Source organism: Carnobacterium divergens (assembly GCF_900258435.1).
GTDB classification, from domain to species: Bacteria; Bacillota; Bacilli; order Lactobacillales; family Carnobacteriaceae; genus Carnobacterium; species Carnobacterium divergens_A.
On record NZ_LT992558.1, the window covers coordinates 1,203,874 to 1,222,458 of the forward strand.

The 18,585-nt window shown below is 34.9% G+C and carries 19 protein-coding genes; 17 read left to right on the forward strand and 2 right to left on the reverse strand.

Going from position 1 to position 18,585, the window contains the following annotated elements; all coding sequences use genetic code 11:
• Nucleotides 1–76 precede the first annotated feature (76 nt).
• The 16 genes from CDIMF43_RS06205 (at nt 77) to helD (ending at nt 15,531) form a co-directional block, all read left to right on the forward strand.
• Entirely contained in the window at nt 77–883 is an 807-nt protein-coding gene (locus CDIMF43_RS06205) for a GNAT family N-acetyltransferase (RefSeq protein WP_109841498.1), read from the forward strand.
• A 66-nt stretch (nt 884–949) separates the two neighbouring features.
• On the forward strand, nt 950–1,504 hold the full coding sequence (locus tag CDIMF43_RS06210; protein ID WP_082985790.1) for a TetR/AcrR family transcriptional regulator: 555 nt from the start codon (nt 950–952) through the stop codon (nt 1,502–1,504).
• 99 nt (nt 1,505–1,603) lie between these two features.
• Nucleotides 1,604–2,521 (forward strand): DUF5692 family protein, encoded by a 918-nt coding sequence (locus tag CDIMF43_RS06215; RefSeq protein WP_074403078.1) that lies wholly within the window; start codon nt 1,604–1,606, stop codon nt 2,519–2,521.
• A gap of 161 nt (nt 2,522–2,682) precedes the next feature.
• A complete protein-coding gene (locus CDIMF43_RS06220; RefSeq protein WP_074403077.1) occupies nt 2,683–3,681 on the forward strand; it encodes an ROK family protein in 999 nt (332 codons plus the stop codon).
• 24 nt (nt 3,682–3,705) lie between these two features.
• On the forward strand, nt 3,706–4,341 hold the full coding sequence (locus CDIMF43_RS06225) for a sugar O-acetyltransferase (protein WP_109841499.1): 636 nt from the start codon (nt 3,706–3,708) through the stop codon (nt 4,339–4,341).
• A gap of 1 nt (nt 4,342) precedes the next feature.
• Complete coding sequence (locus tag CDIMF43_RS06230) at nt 4,343–5,155, forward strand: Cof-type HAD-IIB family hydrolase (protein WP_109841500.1); 813 nt, start codon at nt 4,343–4,345, stop codon at nt 5,153–5,155.
• Complete coding sequence (locus CDIMF43_RS06235) at nt 5,142–6,320, forward strand: MFS transporter (RefSeq protein WP_109841501.1); 1,179 nt, start codon at nt 5,142–5,144, stop codon at nt 6,318–6,320. The genes CDIMF43_RS06230 and CDIMF43_RS06235 overlap by 14 nt, the downstream gene beginning before the upstream one ends.
• Nucleotides 6,321–6,508: 188 nt before the next feature.
• Entirely contained in the window at nt 6,509–7,621 is a 1,113-nt protein-coding gene (locus tag CDIMF43_RS06240; protein WP_074403073.1) for a M20/M25/M40 family metallo-hydrolase, read from the forward strand.
• A gap of 26 nt (nt 7,622–7,647) precedes the next feature.
• The gene (locus CDIMF43_RS06245) at nt 7,648–8,487 is read left to right on the forward strand and encodes a YitT family protein (protein WP_109841502.1); all 840 of its coding nucleotides are present in this window, start codon (nt 7,648–7,650) and stop codon (nt 8,485–8,487) included.
• 21 nt (nt 8,488–8,508) lie between these two features.
• Entirely contained in the window at nt 8,509–9,672 is a 1,164-nt protein-coding gene (locus tag CDIMF43_RS06250) for a hypothetical protein (protein WP_074403071.1), read from the forward strand.
• 20 nt (nt 9,673–9,692) lie between these two features.
• On the forward strand, nt 9,693–9,854 hold the full coding sequence (locus tag CDIMF43_RS13725; protein WP_167554795.1) for a hypothetical protein: 162 nt from the start codon (nt 9,693–9,695) through the stop codon (nt 9,852–9,854).
• 150 nt (nt 9,855–10,004) lie between these two features.
• Nucleotides 10,005–11,357 (forward strand): Nramp family divalent metal transporter, encoded by a 1,353-nt coding sequence (locus tag CDIMF43_RS06255; protein WP_074403070.1) that lies wholly within the window; start codon nt 10,005–10,007, stop codon nt 11,355–11,357.
• A 130-nt stretch (nt 11,358–11,487) separates the two neighbouring features.
• Nucleotides 11,488–11,970 (forward strand): nucleoside deaminase, encoded by a 483-nt coding sequence (locus CDIMF43_RS06260; protein ID WP_109841503.1) that lies wholly within the window; start codon nt 11,488–11,490, stop codon nt 11,968–11,970.
• A gap of 21 nt (nt 11,971–11,991) precedes the next feature.
• Nucleotides 11,992–12,696 (forward strand): YjjG family noncanonical pyrimidine nucleotidase, encoded by a 705-nt coding sequence (locus CDIMF43_RS06265; RefSeq protein ID WP_109841504.1) that lies wholly within the window; start codon nt 11,992–11,994, stop codon nt 12,694–12,696.
• A gap of 2 nt (nt 12,697–12,698) precedes the next feature.
• Entirely contained in the window at nt 12,699–13,112 is a 414-nt protein-coding gene (locus tag CDIMF43_RS06270) for an acyl-CoA thioesterase (protein ID WP_109841505.1), read from the forward strand.
• A 124-nt stretch (nt 13,113–13,236) separates the two neighbouring features.
• Nucleotides 13,237–15,531: an RNA polymerase recycling motor HelD gene (gene helD, locus CDIMF43_RS06275; RefSeq protein WP_109841506.1), complete on the forward strand. Its 2,295-nt coding sequence runs from the start codon at nt 13,237–13,239 to the stop codon at nt 15,529–15,531.
• Between the two features lie 38 nt (nt 15,532–15,569).
• Here the strand turns inward: helD and CDIMF43_RS06280 are convergent, their stop codons facing one another.
• Nucleotides 15,570–16,427 (reverse strand): DegV family protein, encoded by an 858-nt coding sequence (locus CDIMF43_RS06280; protein WP_109841507.1) that lies wholly within the window; start codon nt 16,425–16,427, stop codon nt 15,570–15,572.
• A complete protein-coding gene (locus tag CDIMF43_RS06285; protein ID WP_074403064.1) occupies nt 16,424–16,993 on the reverse strand; it encodes a DUF1836 domain-containing protein in 570 nt (189 codons plus the stop codon). The genes CDIMF43_RS06280 and CDIMF43_RS06285 overlap by 4 nt, the downstream gene beginning before the upstream one ends.
• A 159-nt stretch (nt 16,994–17,152) precedes the next feature.
• On the opposite strand from CDIMF43_RS06285, the gene CDIMF43_RS06290 reads away from it, so the two are divergent.
• Nucleotides 17,153–18,577, forward strand: a complete 1,425-nt coding sequence (locus CDIMF43_RS06290) for a cryptochrome/photolyase family protein (protein ID WP_109841508.1) — start codon at nt 17,153–17,155, stop codon at nt 18,575–18,577.
• The last annotated feature ends 8 nt before the right edge of the window (nt 18,578–18,585 follow it).

The following is an 18,585-nucleotide window of genomic DNA, read 5'->3' on the forward strand; positions in this document are numbered from 1 at the left end:
ATGTCATGATTAAAGTCTATGTTTTCTATCATGAATCGAGTATGATAAAAGTAAACAATAAGGAAGAGGTGACATTTTGTTTAGACAATACAAGGACGTTTCCGCAAGTGAACGAACTCAAGTTTGGAATAATGGTTTTTCAGATTACATGTTTCCAATTCATATGACAAAAGAGCAGTTAGATAATCGTTTGTCTAGTTTATCGATTTCTCAGAAATTAAGCAAAATTCTTTATATAGATCAGCAACCAGCAGGGATTTATCTTCATGGGGAAGGTGTTTTTTCAGGTGAAAAGACAGCGTGGTTAGGTGGAATGGCGGTTGATTCAAAATTTCGAAATCAACACCTTTCTGTTCAGATGTTACATGAATTTGAACTTACAGCTAAAAGTAGAAACACCGATACGTTGTATCTTGAAGCTATCGATGGAAATAATCGTGCTATTTTCATTTATCAAAAATTCGGTTTTGTACCTATATGTAAAGTTTTAATGTTAGAAAGTCAAAAAAAATATCCTCTAAAAACACATCACGAGATACAAAAAGTTGAAACGTTAGAGGCAATTGGAATAACAGAAGATAAAGCCACCCTATGGCAAAATAAAACCATTCATGGATATGATTGTTTAGGAATTTATGCTGCTAAAGACTTGGTGGGGTACGCTGTTGTGAGTTTTAAAGAAGATTGTTTAGTGTTTCACCAAATAAAACTGGATGAGGCTTATACGCAAATAAAAAGCGTTTTAGGTTCATTCCAAATAAACTATGCTCCCAAGAGATGGATTGGAAGCAATTTAGTAGCAGATGAAGCCACAACGCAAAGTTTACTGGCAAACGGTTTTAGTGAAGTATTGTCTCAGCATCAATATAGAAAAAAGATTTAATAATTTTCTTCTATGAAATTAAACTAAATAAGGTTGATTCGTTTATAAAAAAAGGTGGTGTTTTTCTTGGCAAAAGACCAAACAAAAAAACTTTTAGCAACTTCCCTTAAAGAGATTATGTTAAACAAGCCGCTAGATAAGATTACAATTCAAGAGTTAACAGAAGAAGCTCATGTTACACGAAATACCTTTTATTATCATTTTTCAGATATTTATCAACTTGTTGAATGGATTTACGATCATGAAATTGTAAACGGATTATCTGAATACCAGCACCTTAATAACTGGCATAAAGGCTATGAGCGGTTATTAGATTACGTTTTAGCGAATAAAAGTTTTTGTTTAAATACTTCTCGCTCGATGGGAAGAGAGTTATTGGAAAATTTTTTATTTACTGTGGCTTCGCAAATGTTAGTTGGAGTGATTGATGAAATCAAACCAACATTGCCTGAATCGTTAAAACAAGAAATTATTCATTTTTATGGTTGGGCACTTGTAGCACAAATTACACAATGGTTAAAAAATAATTTAAATGAACCGAAAGAAGACATTTTACTGCGGACAGAAACAATGATGAATGGCGCCATTTTAAAATGTGTAAAAAAGAATCAAACAGTGTAAATTTGGGCAAATCACTGACATTGCCTATAGATTAAACCGCCTTCATCCCTGCATAATAGGAGTGTAGTTAAGTTACTTTTATGAAGGAGTTGGAGGAAAATGTTTTTATTTCAAGATGTCACATTGGTTGATTTTTTAATGTGGATTGCAGTTGTTGCAGGTCTTATGATTTTGAATGAATTTGCACGTAGCAACAAGTATGTAGCTCTTATTTTATTTATTGCATTGCCGATTATTTTAACGGTATTTGTTTGGCCAACAACGGCTGGACCAGGTTCAAGTACCGGAACGTGGTTCCACTGGGTGAAAGTTTATTCAGCACTGGCTGGTTGCTTAGGATTTCTAGCTTTACGCCATATTAAGAGTTTGCAAAGCAACAAATGGGCGCTAGCTTTCCCTGCTTTTATTTTAGCTTTTAATATTTGTGAAGCGGTTATTCGTGATTTTCAAGTAGCCAGTTTGCATGGTATGGTAGATGGCGTGTTTATGAACGGTGGACCTTGGAACATTATGAATGGGATCGCTGGAATTATCAATATTGTAACGATTTCAGGTTGGTTTGGAATTATTATCAGCAAAGACAAACAAAAAGATATGATTTGGCCAGATCAATTATGGTTTTGGATTATTGCATATGATGTTTGGAATTTTGCTTATGTTTATAATTGTGTTGGGGATCATTCATTTTATGCAGGAGCGGCGTTATTGATTTCTTGTACGATTCCAGCCTTCTTTATCAAAAAAGGAGCTTGGTTGCAACATCGTGCTCATACATTAGCTTTTTGGATGATGTTTACTATGAGCTTCCCTGAATTTGTCACAAGTTCAAAATTTGCTGTTCAATCCACCCATTCGGATGGAGCCTTGATGACGGTTAGTGGAATTGCATTAGCAGTGAATATTGCGGTATTAGTTTATCATGTTTACCGTATTACCAAATACAAACGCAATCCATTTACTCAAACTGTTTATGATGGATTAGCTGCTTCTGATGAAGTGATTAAAGAAAATAGTTAAATTAAAAAATCTATTGATAGAGAATTCTCTGTCGATAGATTTTTTTTAATAAAAAGGTGATTTTTAAACTATGTTTATAAAGTTTTGTTGATTATGCTATTTTGTTGTGTTAACATTTTAAATGTAGTTAATAAAGTTTTGAGATAAAAGGAGGGCATTAGGTGAAAGCTAGTAAACCACAAAATGTAAAAGAAAATAATCTCATGTTTTTAAAAACTGTAATCAAAGAAAATGGTCCCTTATCGCAACGTGAAATAGCAAAACAAAGTGGCCTGAGTATTGTGACGATTAATAAGTTAGTTACTTGGTTACTTGAAAGAGACGAAATCAAAGAAGCAAAAAAATTAGTAACAACGGGTGGTAGACGTGCAGTTTCTTATGAGTATAATGCTGAATTTAAATTATTATTAGCTATTCAATTAATTGAAAAAAATCACAAATTTGTTTTTTTATTTCATGTAACCGATTTATTTGGAGAAATAGTATCAGAAGAAGAAATTAGTGGGAGTTCATTGTCTTGGGCTGGATTTAAAGAATATGTGAGTTCTTTTCTAGATAAATTTCCTAAAATTGGTGGAATAATGTTAGGAATACCAGGAGTTGAAATTCATGGAGAGTTAAAAATCTTGGACTTTCCACCATTGCTGAATTTGAATGTACGAAAAGAATTACAAGAAGTTTTTCATTTGCCAGTTGGAATTGAAAACGATATCAATACTGCAGTTCGAGGTTATGCTGACTGGTTGCCAGTCAAGCATGAAATTTTAGTAGGCATTTACTATCCTGATGATTTTCCGCCAGGTGCGAGTATTTTAATAAATGGGAAGATTTTTAAAGGACGCAATGGACTTGCAGGTGAGATCAAACATTTGCCGTTATCTGTTGACTGGGAAATGGGATTGCTCGATAAAATAGAATTTAATAAAAATAGTCAAGAAGTAATTCAAACTATTATCAGCATGTATGACCCTGATAAAATTATTATTTATACAAATGAGCGTATTGTTTCTCAAGAAGAGTTGATCCCTATTAAAGAAAATTTAGCCGAAGTTTTCCCATATATTGAGTTGCCTGAAATTGCCAGTTCGGTCACGTTTAGTCAAGACTATTTAAAGGGTTTGATTATACAAGGAATTGAATTAATAGAGTCAGCAGAATAAAAACAAAAGGTAGGAGTTGGAAAAATGAGAACGGAAAAAGAAAAAATGCTAGCAGAAGATTTATATATAGCCAATGATGAAGAACTTGGTCAAGATGTGAAAAAATCTCGTCGACTGACTAGACTTTTTAATGGTACGACGGAAGAACAATCTGATTATCGAAAGGTTTTGTTAAAAGAGCTTTTAGGTGAAGTAGGAGAAAAGTATCACATTGAACCACCATTTCATTGCGACTATGGTCAGCATATATCAATTGGAGATCATTTTTATGCCAATTTTGATTGTGTTATTTTGGATGTAGCGAAGGTTTCAATTGGAAATAATGTGATGTTTGGTCCAAAAGTAGCTCTTTTTACAGCTAGTCATCCTATTGATCCTATAGTGAGAATTTCAGGTTTGGAACTGGGCAAACAGATTAAAATTGGAGACAATGTTTGGATTGGAGGAAATTCAACGGTCAATCCAGGTGTAACAATTGGGGATAATGTTGTAATAGGATCTGGATCAGTAGTAACAAAAGACATTCCTAAAAATGTAGTAGCAGCTGGAAATCCTTGTCGTGTTATAAGAGCAATTGATGAAAACGATAAAGTGTATTGGGAAAATTTACAGGAAGAGTATTGGTTAGAGTCAAAAAAAGCTAAAAAGGAGTTATTATAGGATGATTAAAATGGTTGCTGTAGATATGGACGGTACTTTTTTAAATGAAAATAAGGAGTATAACCGTTCACGATTTAAAAGAATTTATCGGGAAATGAAGCGTAAAGAAATTAAATTTGTAGTAGCTAGTGGCAATCAATATTATCAATTAAAATCTTTTTTCCCAGAAATAAGTGATGAAATTTCTTTTGTGGCTGAAAATGGAGCGCTAGTCATTAGTGAAAAAGAAGAATTATTTTGTGGAAAGTTTGAAGAGCCACTCGTTCATGAAATGCTCGCATTTTTAAGCAAATCCCCACAAATTCAAGTGCTTTTATGCGGTCGCAAGAGTGCCTATGTGGATGAAAAGGAGTCTGAGGACTTTAAACAAACTAGCAAAAAATTCTATCATCGTTTAAAGACAGTCACGGATTTAACTCAGTTAGAAGAGGATGTTTTTTTTAAGTTTGCTTTATCTGTACCCAAAGAAGAAACTGAGAAATTAGTGATGCATTTAAATAAAGAGTTCCAAGGTAAATTCGTAGCTGTTTCAAGTGGTCATGGCGAATTAGACTTAATTATACCAGGTTTTCATAAGGCAAATGGTTTGGAAATTCTGCAAAAAAAATGGGGGATTTTAGATGAGGAGCTGGCCACTTTTGGTGACGGAGGCAACGACGTTGAAATGTTACGCAAAGCAGCCTTTAGTTATGCAATGGCTAATGGCAGTCAAGCAGTTAAACATGCGGCTAACTATAGTGCACCTTCTAATGAAGAGGAGGGGGTTTTAAAAATAGTAGAAGAATTACTGGAGTTGAGTGATGAAAAAAAATAAACCGATTTTTAAGCTATCGCTATTAAGTATGTCTCTACTAACCGGTTCAGCAACAGCAATCACTGGAATTTTACCCGTTTTAAAGTCTAGTTACCCCAATGTACCGCAGTCTTTGATTGAAAGTTTAGTCACACTTCCAAGCCTAACAATTTTAATTTTCACTTTATTAAGTAGTTTTGTTGCAAAGAAAATTGGGAATAAACAGACGGTTCAGCTAGGTTTAATGATTGCTCTTGTAGGCGGAGTTACTCCTTTTTTTATAACTAATTTTACGGCGCTATTAATTATGCGTTTGGTATTTGGTGTGGGTATCGGTTTGTTCACACCGTTAGCCATTAGTCTTATTAGTATGTTTTTTGAAGGGGATGAGCGTGCCAATTTACTTGGTTACCAATTAGGGACAATGGCACTAGGGAACGCTTTGTTGATTTTTTTAAGTGGTATGTTATTAAAACATGGCTGGAACGTCTCCTTTTTAGTCTATCTATTGATTATTCCAGTTTATCTATTTGTAACGTTCAATATTCCGGAACCGCCAGTATCTCAGGATGGATTTTTAATTAAAACAGAATCTAGTAAAACATCCATTAAATTAAATAAAGAGATTCTATTCTTGATTGTGCTCTGTTTTTTTACATTTTTAATTATTTGGATTGTCCAGTTGAAAATGCCGCTTATATTTGCAGAAAGAGGATTGAATAAAAATAATCCTGCAAGTTTAGTATTAAGTTTAATGAATGTAGGCGGTTTAGTTGCAGGTCTTCTATTTGGAAGAGCTTTTGTTCTTTTTCGACATAAATTATTGCCTCTGGGGTATTTGCTAGCGGGTATGAGTATTTTATTTATCAGTCTGTCTAAGTCTGGTATTATGATTGCTTTTTGGGCTATTTTTTTCAATTTTATTTATTCGTTTACAGGCCCGTATATTATTTTAAAAGTGAATCAAATCTCCCCTCGCTCGTTGCTGACGCTGTCAACTGCTTTGATTTCAGTTTCAATGACGTTAAGCCAGTTAGTTACGCCCTTTTTTTGGAATGGTCTTGGAGCTTTGATAGGAATAGATTCAGCTTCTATGATTATTCGATTAGCAGGTGGCTTTGCTTTTATCATTGGTGGGATTCTTTCTTTAAGATTGATACAATTAAAACGTGTGAAAAACGACTGATAAGTTCCATTATCAGTCGTTTTTTTTTAAGTGGTTAAATTTGCCAACAGATTAAAAAACGATTAAAATTATAATAAATAACAAATAATAATCTTTTCTTCTATTGAAATTTATAGGGTTATATGTGAAAAAATAACGAAATCTGTATTTTTATCTAGGAGAGGGATTTAGAGTGGAGGGGAAGTAAAATGGAGAAAAAGCGTGTTGTGGAAACCTTTATTGAATTGGTAAAAATGGATTCAGAATCTAAAAAGGAAGGACCTTTTCAAGCTTTTTTAAAAGGAAAATTTGAACGTTTAGGCTTAGAGGTTTATGAAGATCAAACAAAGGAACAAACTGGATTAGGAGCGAATAATTTACTTTGTCGATTAGCAAAAACGAAGCATGATGGCACATCGCTATTATTTTCTTGCCATGTGGATACCGTTAGTCCAGGGGTTGGCATTGAACCTATCATTAAAGACAATGTCCTCTATTCAAAAGGTGAAACTATTTTAGCAGCAGATGATAAAGCGGGAATTGCAGTAATGTTGGAGTTAATTCAACGAATAAAAGAGGAAGCTATTCCTCATGGTGGACTAGAATTTATTTTATCTCCTGGTGAAGAAATAGGTCTTGTTGGAGCAAATGCGTTTGATTGCACTCTTTTGGAGTCAGAAATTGGGTTTGTTTTAGATAACGGAGGACCGGTTGGAAGTATTACGGTTGCCAGTCCAACCTTAATGGGCTTAGATGTTGAAATTAAAGGTAAAACGGCCCATGCAGGATTAGAGCCTGAAAAAGGTGTTTCTGCTATTGAAATCGCAGGTATTGCGATTGCTAAAATGAAATTAGGTCGCTTAGATGAAGAAACAACTGCAAATATTGGGACAATTAATGGGGGTGTTGCGAGTAATATTGTTGCGGATGAAGTAAAAATTACTGCTGAAGCGCGTTCAATTTCTCACGAGGCGTGTGTTACACAAGTGGAAGCGATGGTGGCGGCCTTTGAAGATACTGCAGCCGCAATGGGAGGTTCGGTTACAATTACTCAGGATACAAAATCAACAGGCTATCGCTTAACACCAGAACATACTACAGTCAAGTTAGCTGCTAAAGCACTTCAAAAAATAGGCTGTCAAGTCAATTATGATGTTAGTGGTGGCGGAAGTGATGCCAATGTCTTTAATAGTAAAGGCAAAGAAGTTGCCAATTTATCTATCGGTTATGAAAAAATTCATACATTGGATGAGTATTTGCCAATTGATGAATTAGAAAAAGCAGTCGAATTAGCGGTTCAATTAGTGAAAGAAGTAGAGTAGCTTTCCTTAAGAAAGAGGCGAATAATATGAAAAATACGATGAAGCAGATTCCTATTGTTACACTAGCAATTGCGATTTTAGGTGTGAGCATTAATATGTTTTTAGCACCTCATCATATAGCTGCTGGTGGTGTTAGTGGAATTGGAATTTTAGCTGAGCAGGCATTCGGTATTGATCGAGCACTGGTCGTTTTAGTATTAAATGTAGTAATGTTAATTTTAACCTTCTTTTTTTTAGGAAATACTGTTTTTATTCGTACGGTAATAGGGAGTATGTTGTTGCCCCTTTCCTTAGCTGTCGTACCGGAAGTAATGGTTACGCAAGATCGTTTGCTCTCTGTTATATTTGGAAGCGCATTATTTGCAGTTGGCGTTGCCATACTTTATAAAATTGGAGCGTCAAGTGGTGGGACAACGATTCCTCCTTTGATTTTTAAAAAGTACTTTGGCTTAAATACTTCGGTGGGGTTACTGTTTACAGATGCTATTATCGTACTATTCAATATTTTTGTGTTTGGTGTGGAAGAATTCTTATATGCCATTTTATCAATTGTAATTACGTCGATTGTCATGAGTTACATTGAAACTGGTTTGAAGAGAAGAAAAGCGATTATGATTATGAGTGAAACCCACATCGAAGCTATAAAATTGGTTTTACAAGCAAATAGTAATCGTGGAATTACAGTCTTTTCCGTCTCTGGCGGGTATACGGGAACCGAAAAAAATATGTTGATGATTGTGATGGAGAATCAAGAATATCCTGGACTATTAAAGTTGATTAATGAGGTCGATAGTAAAGCCTTTGTAATTGCCTATAATGTTTCAGAAGTTCATGGGTTAGAGTTCACATATCAGCCATTAGGATAAATAAAAAAGGAGTGATTTGTTATGAATGCAGTGTTGGCTTTTACGATTGTAATGCTTATTTGGACCATTAGTGATTTTGTTTCAAAGAAAACGAAGTCGTTGCTCTCTTCTTTACTGGTAGCATCTATTATTTTTCTGATTGGATTTAAATCTAATCTTCTACCCAAAGATATTTTGCCAAACTCTTCTTTACTAGCTTTAGGAACAACGGTAGTCGGATTTATCATCGTCCATATTGGAACGATGATTAGTATTGAAGAATTGAAACAGCAATGGAAGACAGTGGTAGTTGGTGTTTCGGCAATTATTGGAATTGCAGTTGCCTTGTTACTAGTGGGCCCTTTGTTTGAAAGTCGCAACTATGCCATTGCAGCAATCGGTGCAGTTAGTGGTGGAACGATTTCAATTATTATTGTTCAAGAAGCTGCTTTAGCATTAGGCTTGTTGTCTGTAGCGGTTTTACCGGTTTTAATTTCTGCTTTGCAAGGGTTGATTGGGTTTCCGCTGACGTCCATTATTTTAAGGAAAGAAGCAAAAAGATTGCAAGGGGAGTATCGGGCAGGAACCTTAAAAGCGGTGAAGGTAGAAGCTAAGGAGACTGAACAAAAAAGCAAGTTACCGGAAGCTTTCCAAACAACTGCAGGAACATTGTTTGTAGTAGGGGTTATTGTTTTGATTTCCACGTTGGTTAACAATTTGACTGGAGGGTTCCTAAATACTTTTATTGTAGCTTTATTATTGGGGGTTACATTGCGAGCCTTGGGCATTTTAAAACCTAATATATTAACTGGAATTGATGCATATGGGTTGATGATGTTAGCCATTTTAATCATTATTTTTGGTCCATTAGCAACGATTGAACCTCAGGATTTAATTGACTTGATTGTACCGATTTCATTATCCTTCTTAGTTGGGGTAAGTGGCAGTATTTTATTTGCAATCGTGACCGGAAAGTTGTTAGGGTATAGTTTGTTAATGTCGATTGCGGTAGGGTTAACGTCACTTTATGGTTTTCCTGGAACAATGATTTTAAGTCAAGAGGCAGCGAAAAGTATTGCGGAAACGGAAGAAGAGAGACTTGCAATTGAAGCTCAAATTTTACCGAAAATGATTATTGCAGGTTTTTCTACGGTAACGATTACGTCAGTCTTTATTACTAGTATTTTAGCTGGTTGGATTCAATAAAAAATGGGAGTGAGTAGAAAATGAAGAACGGTGTTAAAGCAACAGTGAAAACGGGTATTTCTTTTGGAACAGCTTTAGCCATTGTTATTTCTTATGTGAAGTGGCAATCTATTTTATGGGCGATGATTCATGGTGTTTTTGGTTGGGTTTATGTTATATATTACGCAATTGTATATCGTTGATGGAAACATTCCGTAACTGGTCTTTTAATAGGCCAGTTTTTTTATTGGTTTTATTTTTTAGGTAAGCCGAAAAAATAAATTGACAAATAAATAAAATAGGTTCATACTAAACTAGAATTAAGAAAACATGAGGGGACAGGAGGATTAAATATGTCTAATAGAGAGAAACATGAATCCAGTGGTTGGATTCGAAAATCACATAATATTAGTTTAGAAGAAGTAAATAGTACGATTAAAATCCCTAAAAATGCAGGTTTTTTCAGAAAGCTATTTGCATTTATGGGCCCAGGAGCTCTTGTTGCTGTCGGCTATGTTGATCCAGGAAATTGGGCGACATCCATTGCTGGGGGTGCGCAATTTGGTTATACTCTTTTGAGTGTAATTTTAATCTCTAATTTAATTGCCATGTTGTTACAAGAAATGTCCGCTCGTTTAGGGATTGCAACAGATATGGATTTGGCACAAGCAACGCGAAATTCGGTTGGAAAAAAAGTAGCCATTCCTTTATGGATTTTAACGGAGTTAGCCATTATTGCAACAGATATTGCGGAGGTTATTGGTTCAGCCATTGCCTTGAATTTATTATTTGGTTTGCCATTAATTGTAGGTGTCGCCATTACGACGTTAGATGTACTGGTTTTATTGTTGCTACAAAAAAAAGGATTTCGTATTATTGAATCGATTGTCGTTGTCTTGATGATTACGATTTTTGTGGTATTTTTATTTGAAGTGATCTTGTCAAAACCTGAAATGTCAGAGTTGTTAAAAGGATATATTCCAAGTACGCAAATTGTTACCAATCCAAAAATGTTGTTTATTGCGTTAGGTATTTTAGGGGCGACGGTGATGCCGCATAATTTGTATCTGCACTCTTCAATTATCCAAACAAGACAGTATGAACGTAACTTAGTTGGTAGAAAAGAAGCGGTTAAATTTGCTAAAATTGATTCCTTTTTATCTTTAACAGGTGCCTTCATTATCAATTCGTTGATTCTAATATTAGGAGCTGCAGCTTTTCATGGAACAACAAATACGATTAATGAAATTCAAGATGCGTATCAATTATTAAGTCCAACGTTTGGCGTCGCAGCAGCGAGTACTTTATTTGCAATCGCCTTACTTGCTTCAGGCCAAAATTCAACCATCACAGGAACATTAAGTGGTCAAATCGTCATGGAAGGTTTTATTCATATGCGTGTAGAGCCTTGGGTAAGACGTGTGATTACTCGTCTAATTGCTGTAGTACCTGTCTTTATTGTTACCTGGTTGATGGGTGCAAAGGGAACTGGGGAATTGTTGTTGTGGAGTCAAGTTATTCTTAGTCTGCAATTGCCTTTTGCAGTTGTACCGTTAGTGTTGTTTACAAGTGATAAAAAGAAAATGGGCAGTTTTGTCAACCCAACATGGGTGAAAGTAATTGCTTGGCTAGCGACAATCTTAATTACTGCATTAAATATTTTCCTAGTTGGTTATATTTTAATGACAGGACAAGATTTAGGCTAATAAGGATAAAAAGTCAACTTTTCGAGTTGGCTTTTTTGATGAATTTGTTAAAAATAGCGTTTAAAAGAAGTATTTGATTCCTAAATAAGGTAAAATAGAAGAAATGATTTTGATTTAGGAGGAAAAATAAATGGGCTTTCAAACACATGAAGAGTACTTAATGCGTTGCGTTGAACTTTCAAAATTGGCAAGGGAACATGGCAATACACCTTTTGGTGCGTTATTAATTGATAAAGAGGGTACCATACTCTTGGAACAAGAAAATATTGAAATCACAGAAAATATTTGTACGGGTCATGCAGAAACTACTTTAGCAGCGCGTGCTTCACAGAAGTACTCTAAAGAATTTTTATGGGATTGCACACTTTATACAACAGCCGAGCCCTGTGCGATGTGTACGGGAACGATTTATTGGGGCAATATTGGTCGAATTGTGTTTGGCATGACTGAAAAGCGTTTGTTGGAATTGACAGGTGATGATGAACAAAATCCAACCTTTGATTTGCCAAGCAGTACGATTTTAGCTCATGGACAAAAGGACATTCAGGTTCTTGGACCCTTTCCAGCAGTCGAAAAAGCAGCAGCAGCCGTTCATGAAGGGTATTGGGATTAAATTTTTAGGGGGAATAAGTGAATGAAAGCTTATCAAACAGTGTTATTTGATGTAGACGATACGTTACTTGATTTTGGTGCAGCAGAGGATTTAGCATTGCGTTTACTTTTTGAAGAACAAGGCTTTGAATTGACAAAGGAAATTGAAGCACATTATAAAGAGATGAATCAAGGCATGTGGCGCTTATTTGAAGCAGGTGAAATGAGTCGTGATGAGCTTGTAAATAGTCGTTTTTCATTGCTGTTTAAAGAATATGGGAAAGTGGTAGATGGCCCATTAATGGAAAAGCATTATCGGAAATTTTTAGAAGAGGGGCATCAATTAGTTGCTGGAGCATTTGAATTGATTACAAATTTAAAAGATGACTATGAGTTATATATTGTAACAAATGGTGTCTCTACGACTCAAGATAAGCGCTTAAAAGATTCAGGGTTGCATCCCTTCTTTAAAGATATTTTTGTATCAGAAGCAACGGGTTTTCAAAAGCCGATGCCGGAGTATTTTGACTATGTATTTAAGCGAATTCCCGGTTTTTCACTCGAAAAAAGCATCATTATTGGGGATTCATTAAGTTCTGATATTAAGGGTGGTGAATTGGCAGGTCTGGATACTTGTTGGTTTAATCCATTTTCTCTGCCAAATGAAACGGATTGTAAGCCTACTTATGAAATAAAATCATTAGAAGCGCTTTATGGGATTTTAGCAACTCAGAAAAGTGAGGGATAAGGATGGAATTAAAACCTTATACAAGAAAAACATTTTTTTATGAAACGGACCAAATGGGCATTATCCATCATTCAAATTACATTCGTTGGTTTGAAGAGGCGCGCTTTGATTTACTGGAGCAAATTGGGTATGGAAGTGATTTTTTAGAACGTGAGAAATTAGGAAGTCCAGTTCTGAATGTCAGTTGTCAGTACAAAGCAATGACGCGTTTTAATGAGGAGGTAGCCATTCGAGTAGTTGTTCGAGAATGCTCAAAGGCAAAATTGACTTTTTCTTATCAAGTTGTAGGAACGCAAGATCAAGTAGTGCGTGCTACTGGAGAAAGTTCCCATTGCTTTTTAAATGAAGCTGGAAAAATCATTTCCATTCAACGTCAATTTCCAGCACTTTATCAATTGTTAAATGAAGAAATCTAAACGAAAGAGGAAAGATTTTTTAGGGACTAAAAAGTCTTTTTTCTTTGCACTTTTTGGGTGAAATAACTAGCAAATTCAACAGCCAAGTGGTATACTGACAACTATTCAATTGTGGAGGTCTATTATGGGGAACAATGAAAATGAGTTACAATATGAACAAAATCGAGTAGATTATACCGTCAAAGAAATCAAAAAACGTGAGGCGATACTTGATGTTTCAATTGATCACGTTAGAAAAGAAGCCAAAGAAATTCGGACCAACTTTTGGAATGATGTGACGGTCAATTTAAGTAGTTCTGACGATGTGATAGAAACGGAAATCAGTATCCGACAACAAGAACAATTGCTACGAGAACGAGAGCAAAATTATAAACATGTCGAAAAACAATTAAGCTCATTCCAACAATTAAAAGAGTCGCCTTATTTTGCTCGGATTGATTTAAAAGAAAAAGAAGGCGAAATAGAATCGATTTATATTGGAACCTCTTCATTTATTGATGATGAGGATCATTTTTTGGTTTACGATTGGCGTGCGCCTATTTCGAGCGTGTACTATGACGGCAGTTTAGGCGAAGTAGCCTATCAAACACCTGTTGGCGAGCAGTTAGTGGAGGTTTCTTTAAAACGACAATTTCTAATTAAAAAAGCTCAAATTCAAACGATGTTTGATTCAAGTGAAACGATTGGCGATGAGATGTTGCAAGATATCTTAGGAGATCAATCAAATGCTCAAATGAAATCCATTGTATCAACAATTCAAAAAGAACAAAATAAAATTATTCGCGACACCAAAAGTCATCTGTTATTTGTTCAAGGAGCAGCAGGAAGTGGGAAAACCTCTGCGATTTTACAACGAATTGCCTATCTATTGTATCAATTTAGAAATGAAGTGGATTCAAACCAAATGATGATTTTTTCACCTAATAAGTTATTCAATCATTATATTTCCAATGTGTTACCTGAATTAGGTGAAGCGAATATTCAACAAACTACCTTTTTAGATTTTGCCTCTTCACGAATTAAAAACATGGAAATTAAAGATTTATTCGAGCAATTTGAAAATGAAAAAAACCAAAAGCGTAAAAATATTATAGCGTTTAAAGAAGAGCCTATTTTTTTTAAAGCATTAGAACGCTACGCTCAATTATTAGAAACTCAAGGAATGATTTTTAAAGATATTGTCTTTCGTAACAAGGTACTAATGAGTAAGGAAAAAATTAAGGCATTGTTTTATTCTTTTCCAGAACACTATACATTGCCACAACGATTGCTTTATACAACGCAAAAATTAAACGATCGATTAGATGAAATTGCTAAAGTAGAAGCTAAACGAAGCTGGGTAGAAGCTCAAATTCAATTGTTGAATGAAGAAGAATATCAACGAATGATTCCCACCCATCAGAAGTTTAAAAATTACCAAGAAGAAGTGTTGTTTATTGGAACTAAAATTGTAAATCGTCAATTAAAAAAAGTCAGACGTATGATTGCCCAGTTTAATTTTTTCCATTACAAGGCGCAGTATGCGAATTTTTTAAAAGTTCTTCCAAAATTAGTGTCATTAGAAAAATACTCTATTACACATGAGCAATGGATAACGGAGCAAAAAAGAGCAATTTTAGATTTAAATCAACGTGTCTTATTGATGGAAGACGTGGTTCCGTACTTGTATTTAAGCGATGCGATTATTGGTAAAGAGCCTCTAAGAAAAATTAAATACATCTTTATTGATGAAATTCAAGATTACTCCGTGTTACAAATCGCCTATTTAAAATCTTTGTTTCCAAATGGTCGTTTTACGATGCTTGGGGATTTAAACCAAGCTATTTTCAAAAATAAACTAGCAAAAAATACATTGCTAGAAGAAATCAAACCAATGTTTGACGAAACAAAAATCAAAGCCATCCAATTGACGAAAACGTACCGTTCAACGAAAGAAATCACAAATTTTACTAAAGGTATTTTAATGGACGATTCATTGATAGAACCATTTGAACGGTTAGGAGAGTTACCAGAATTAGTTGTAACCCAGTCCAATCGTAGTTGGTTAAATAATATATTGAAGCAAGCCAAAAAATATGAAACCGATTCACAGTTAACGGCAATTATTGGCAAAACGAAAAAGGAATGTGATTATCTTTATCACCAATTAAAAGAGGTCCTTTCCGTGAACTTAATTAGTTTTGAAAATCAACAATTAGCAGAAGGAATCATGATTATACCTTCCTATTTAGCTAAAGGTCTTGAATTTGATACTGTAATTGTCGCAAATGCTTCTAATAAAAATTATTCGTTAGAAGAGGAACGTACCTTGATGTATACTATTTGCTCTAGAGCTATGCATCGTTTAATTGTAAATAGTTTTGGAGATGCGTCTTTCTTGTTTGACAATGTGTCACCTGAACTTTATCTAAAAAAATAAAAATAAGCGATAGAATCCTAGATTCTATCGCTTATTTTTTAATCTAATAGCTGGACGCAGATGCCAATTAAACCAGGTCCTGTATGAACCCCTAAGGCTGGACTAACAGGTCCTTCAAACATCGCAAGGTTATTTGGGAAAAGATGTTGCAATTGTGCTTTGATTATAGCTGCTTCAGGAACGGCGTCGCCATTAACAACAGCTAATCTAACTTTTTGATGATCGCCAATGTACTCTTTAACTAATTGAATCGCATTTTCTAAACTTTTTTTGCGTCCTCTAGCTTTTGAAACGGTGTAGTAAACACCTTGTTCATTACAAGAAATAATGGGTCTTAGGTTGAGTGCATTTCCTAAAATAGAAGAAACTAACCCGATTCTACCACCTTTTTTCAAATATTCTAATGTTGCAACTGAAAAGAAGACTTTTGTTTTAGAGACGTTAAGCGTTAATTGTTCTTTGATCGCTGAAAAAGAAAGGCCTTCTTCTATTAGTTTTGCAGCTTCAACTGCCTGAATGCCACTTCCGATGCCGATATTTTTAGTATTTAAAACAAAAACATCTAAGTCAGTAAAATCTTCTGCAATTAAGCGCACAAGATTATTTGTTCCGCTTAGCCCACTTGAAATAGTTACCACGATTACCTTTTGATACCCGTCTTTTTTGATTGATTCAAAGATATCTGTAATCACTTGACCATCAGGTAACGAAGTAGTGGGTACTTCATTTTTCAAGTTTTGGTATACCTCTTCTGCAGTAATATCAACTTTATCAGTGTAAACTCGATCTTTGTAAATAATATTTAAAGGAATCACAAACATTCCATACTTTTCAATAAATTCTTCTGGTACATCGGTACATGAATCGACTAATAACGCAATTTTTTCTTGGTTCATTCTAATTCCTCCTTAGGATGTGTAAGTAATTGGTCTTTTCCAAGTGAAATCGCCTTTTTTGCCAATAACTGACTTGCAAAAGCAAGAGTCGCTGTTTTTAAGGCAATAAAATCTGCCGAAATAGGCTGGTCAAAGATTGCGATACTTTTTTCCCCTGTTGCTTGACGAGCGACGACTTTTAAGGCTTGTTCCTGTTCATCACAAAAGAGATTAAATGAGGCATTGATGCCACTGACAGATGCTTGAAACAGAATACCATCCTTAATTTCTTGAATAGTAAAGACTTGCTTTAAAATGGTAATCGCAATTAAAAATGCGAGATGTTTTCGATTGTATTTCTTTTTAATAGGAGCTGGGATTAGCCCTAGCTTCACATAATTATTAATCATGGCAGCTGTAATGATTTTTTGATTCGGTTGCACGATTAACGGTGACAGGTATTTCTCAATCAAGGTTAAGACTTGATCCATATAAAGTTCGATATCAGGTAATAAATTCCAGCGAGGCAATTGAAATTCTTCAATAGTTTTCCCCCAACTCGCTAATTCTTCGTTTGTATTTTTCAAAATAGACACCTTCTTTATTGATTGTAAATATAATTTAACATAGTTAATCTGATTACGCAATCTAATTATTGAAACTAGATTGAAAAAGTGTTTTTTCTTGATATCTGCTGGAACTTTCTTGATAATAGGAAGAAACAAAGAATCATTGGAGGTTCATTAATGAGTGGAACGATTACGGGAATGTGGTTTAGAAAAGATTTACGTTTGGTAGACAATACAGCATTGATTGCGATGATGAACGAACGAGACGACAATGAATCGGTTATTGGGATTTTTAATATCAATCCATCCCAGCTAAAGAAAGGAACGCTTAACCATCAAGCTTTTTTTGCAGCAGTTGAACAGTTTAGTGAAGAAGCAGAAAAAGCAGGACTACCAATTCACTTTATCGTAGGAAAGCCTGAAAAAGCATTTGAGACATTAAAAAAAGCCATACCAGAATTAACTAAAATTTACTTTAATCGTGATGAACGAGGATATGGGAAAAAAAGAGACGAAGCGATGCTGACCTTTTTTTCGGACTATAAAATTCAAGTGAATCATTTTCAAGATAGCCATTTGCACGGTGTTTCAGAGATCAAAAAAGACAATGGGGAAGCATTTAAAGTATTTACACCGTATTACAATCGCTGGAAAAAGCTTAAAAAACCTCTTTTTCAAAAAGAAGAATTTGCTGATTTTGGTGTAAAGGGAGCTGATTTTAGACAGTTATTTAAAGAGGAACAAAAGTATGTGTCTGAATTGTTAGCAGAAATACCCATAGAATTAAAAGGTGAAGTTGGCTTGCAGCGTGCTAGAGGATATTTAAGTCGTTTTATTGATAAAAAAGTATCGTCTTATGAAGTAGATCGTGATTATCCAGCTATTAAAGGTACGAGTCGGATATCTCGTTTCCTAAGAACAGGAGAGATGTCCATTCGAGAGGTATATCATCGTTTAAGTGAAAGTGATGAGGACGAAAATAGCAGAGATACTTATCTTAAGGAACTTTGTTGGCGTGATTTTTATAATATGATTTATGCTGAAAATCCAGAGCAACAAACGCTGGAAATTAAAGAACAGTATCGCGGTCTTCATTGGAATCAAAATCAAGGGATGTTAATTGCTTGGAAAGAAGGCAAGACTGGCTTTCCAATCGTAGATGCTGGCATGCGTCAATTAAATCAAACCGGTTGGATGCACAATCGATTACGAATGATTGTCGCCTCCTTTTTAACAAAAGATTTATTAACCGATTGGCGTTTGGGAGAAGCCTATTTTAGTCAGCAATTAGTCGATTATGATTCAGCTAGCAATATTGGGGGTTGGCAGTGGGCAGCGTCAACTGGAACGGATGCTGTTCCTTATTTTAGAATTTTTAATCCCACACTACAAGGAAAAAAATTTGATTCTGATGGAACCTTTATTCGTTTTTATGTACCAGAATTAGCGAATGTGCCAATCGCCTATTTACATGAACCTCAAAAAATGCCCCTTGATATTCAAAAGCAAGTAGGGTGCATCATTGGAACTGATTACCCTGAACCTATTGTGGATCATCAAAAAATGCGAAGTGAAATTTTAAGTTTATTTAAAGGACAGTAAAAAAAAGC

Bases quoted from the DNA above. Each gene is read 5' to 3' on its own strand.
- CDIMF43_RS06215 (WP_074403078.1), top strand. From the start codon at position 1,604: ATGTTTTTATTTCAAGATGTCACATTGGTTGATTTTTTAATGTGGATT.
- CDIMF43_RS06225 (WP_109841499.1), top strand. From the start codon at position 3,706: ATGAGAACGGAAAAAGAAAAAATGCTAGCAGAAGATTTATATATAGCC.
- CDIMF43_RS06230 (WP_109841500.1), top strand. From the start codon at position 4,343: ATGATTAAAATGGTTGCTGTAGATATGGACGGTACTTTTTTAAATGAA.
- CDIMF43_RS06235 (WP_109841501.1), top strand. From the start codon at position 5,142: ATGAAAAAAAATAAACCGATTTTTAAGCTATCGCTATTAAGTATGTCT.
- CDIMF43_RS06240 (WP_074403073.1), top strand. From the start codon at position 6,509: ATGGAGAAAAAGCGTGTTGTGGAAACCTTTATTGAATTGGTAAAAATG.
- CDIMF43_RS06245 (WP_109841502.1), top strand. From the start codon at position 7,648: ATGAAAAATACGATGAAGCAGATTCCTATTGTTACACTAGCAATTGCG.
- CDIMF43_RS06250 (WP_074403071.1), top strand. From the start codon at position 8,509: ATGAATGCAGTGTTGGCTTTTACGATTGTAATGCTTATTTGGACCATT.
- CDIMF43_RS13725 (WP_167554795.1), top strand. From the start codon at position 9,693: ATGAAGAACGGTGTTAAAGCAACAGTGAAAACGGGTATTTCTTTTGGA.
- CDIMF43_RS06255 (WP_074403070.1), top strand. From the start codon at position 10,005: ATGTCTAATAGAGAGAAACATGAATCCAGTGGTTGGATTCGAAAATCA.
- CDIMF43_RS06260 (WP_109841503.1), top strand. From the start codon at position 11,488: ATGGGCTTTCAAACACATGAAGAGTACTTAATGCGTTGCGTTGAACTT.
- CDIMF43_RS06265 (WP_109841504.1), top strand. From the start codon at position 11,992: ATGAAAGCTTATCAAACAGTGTTATTTGATGTAGACGATACGTTACTT.
- CDIMF43_RS06270 (WP_109841505.1), top strand. From the start codon at position 12,699: ATGGAATTAAAACCTTATACAAGAAAAACATTTTTTTATGAAACGGAC.
- helD (WP_109841506.1), top strand. From the start codon at position 13,237: ATGGGGAACAATGAAAATGAGTTACAATATGAACAAAATCGAGTAGAT.
- CDIMF43_RS06280 (WP_109841507.1), bottom strand. From the start codon at position 16,427: ATGAACCAAGAAAAAATTGCGTTATTAGTCGATTCATGTACCGATGTA.
- CDIMF43_RS06290 (WP_109841508.1), top strand. From the start codon at position 17,153: ATGAGTGGAACGATTACGGGAATGTGGTTTAGAAAAGATTTACGTTTG.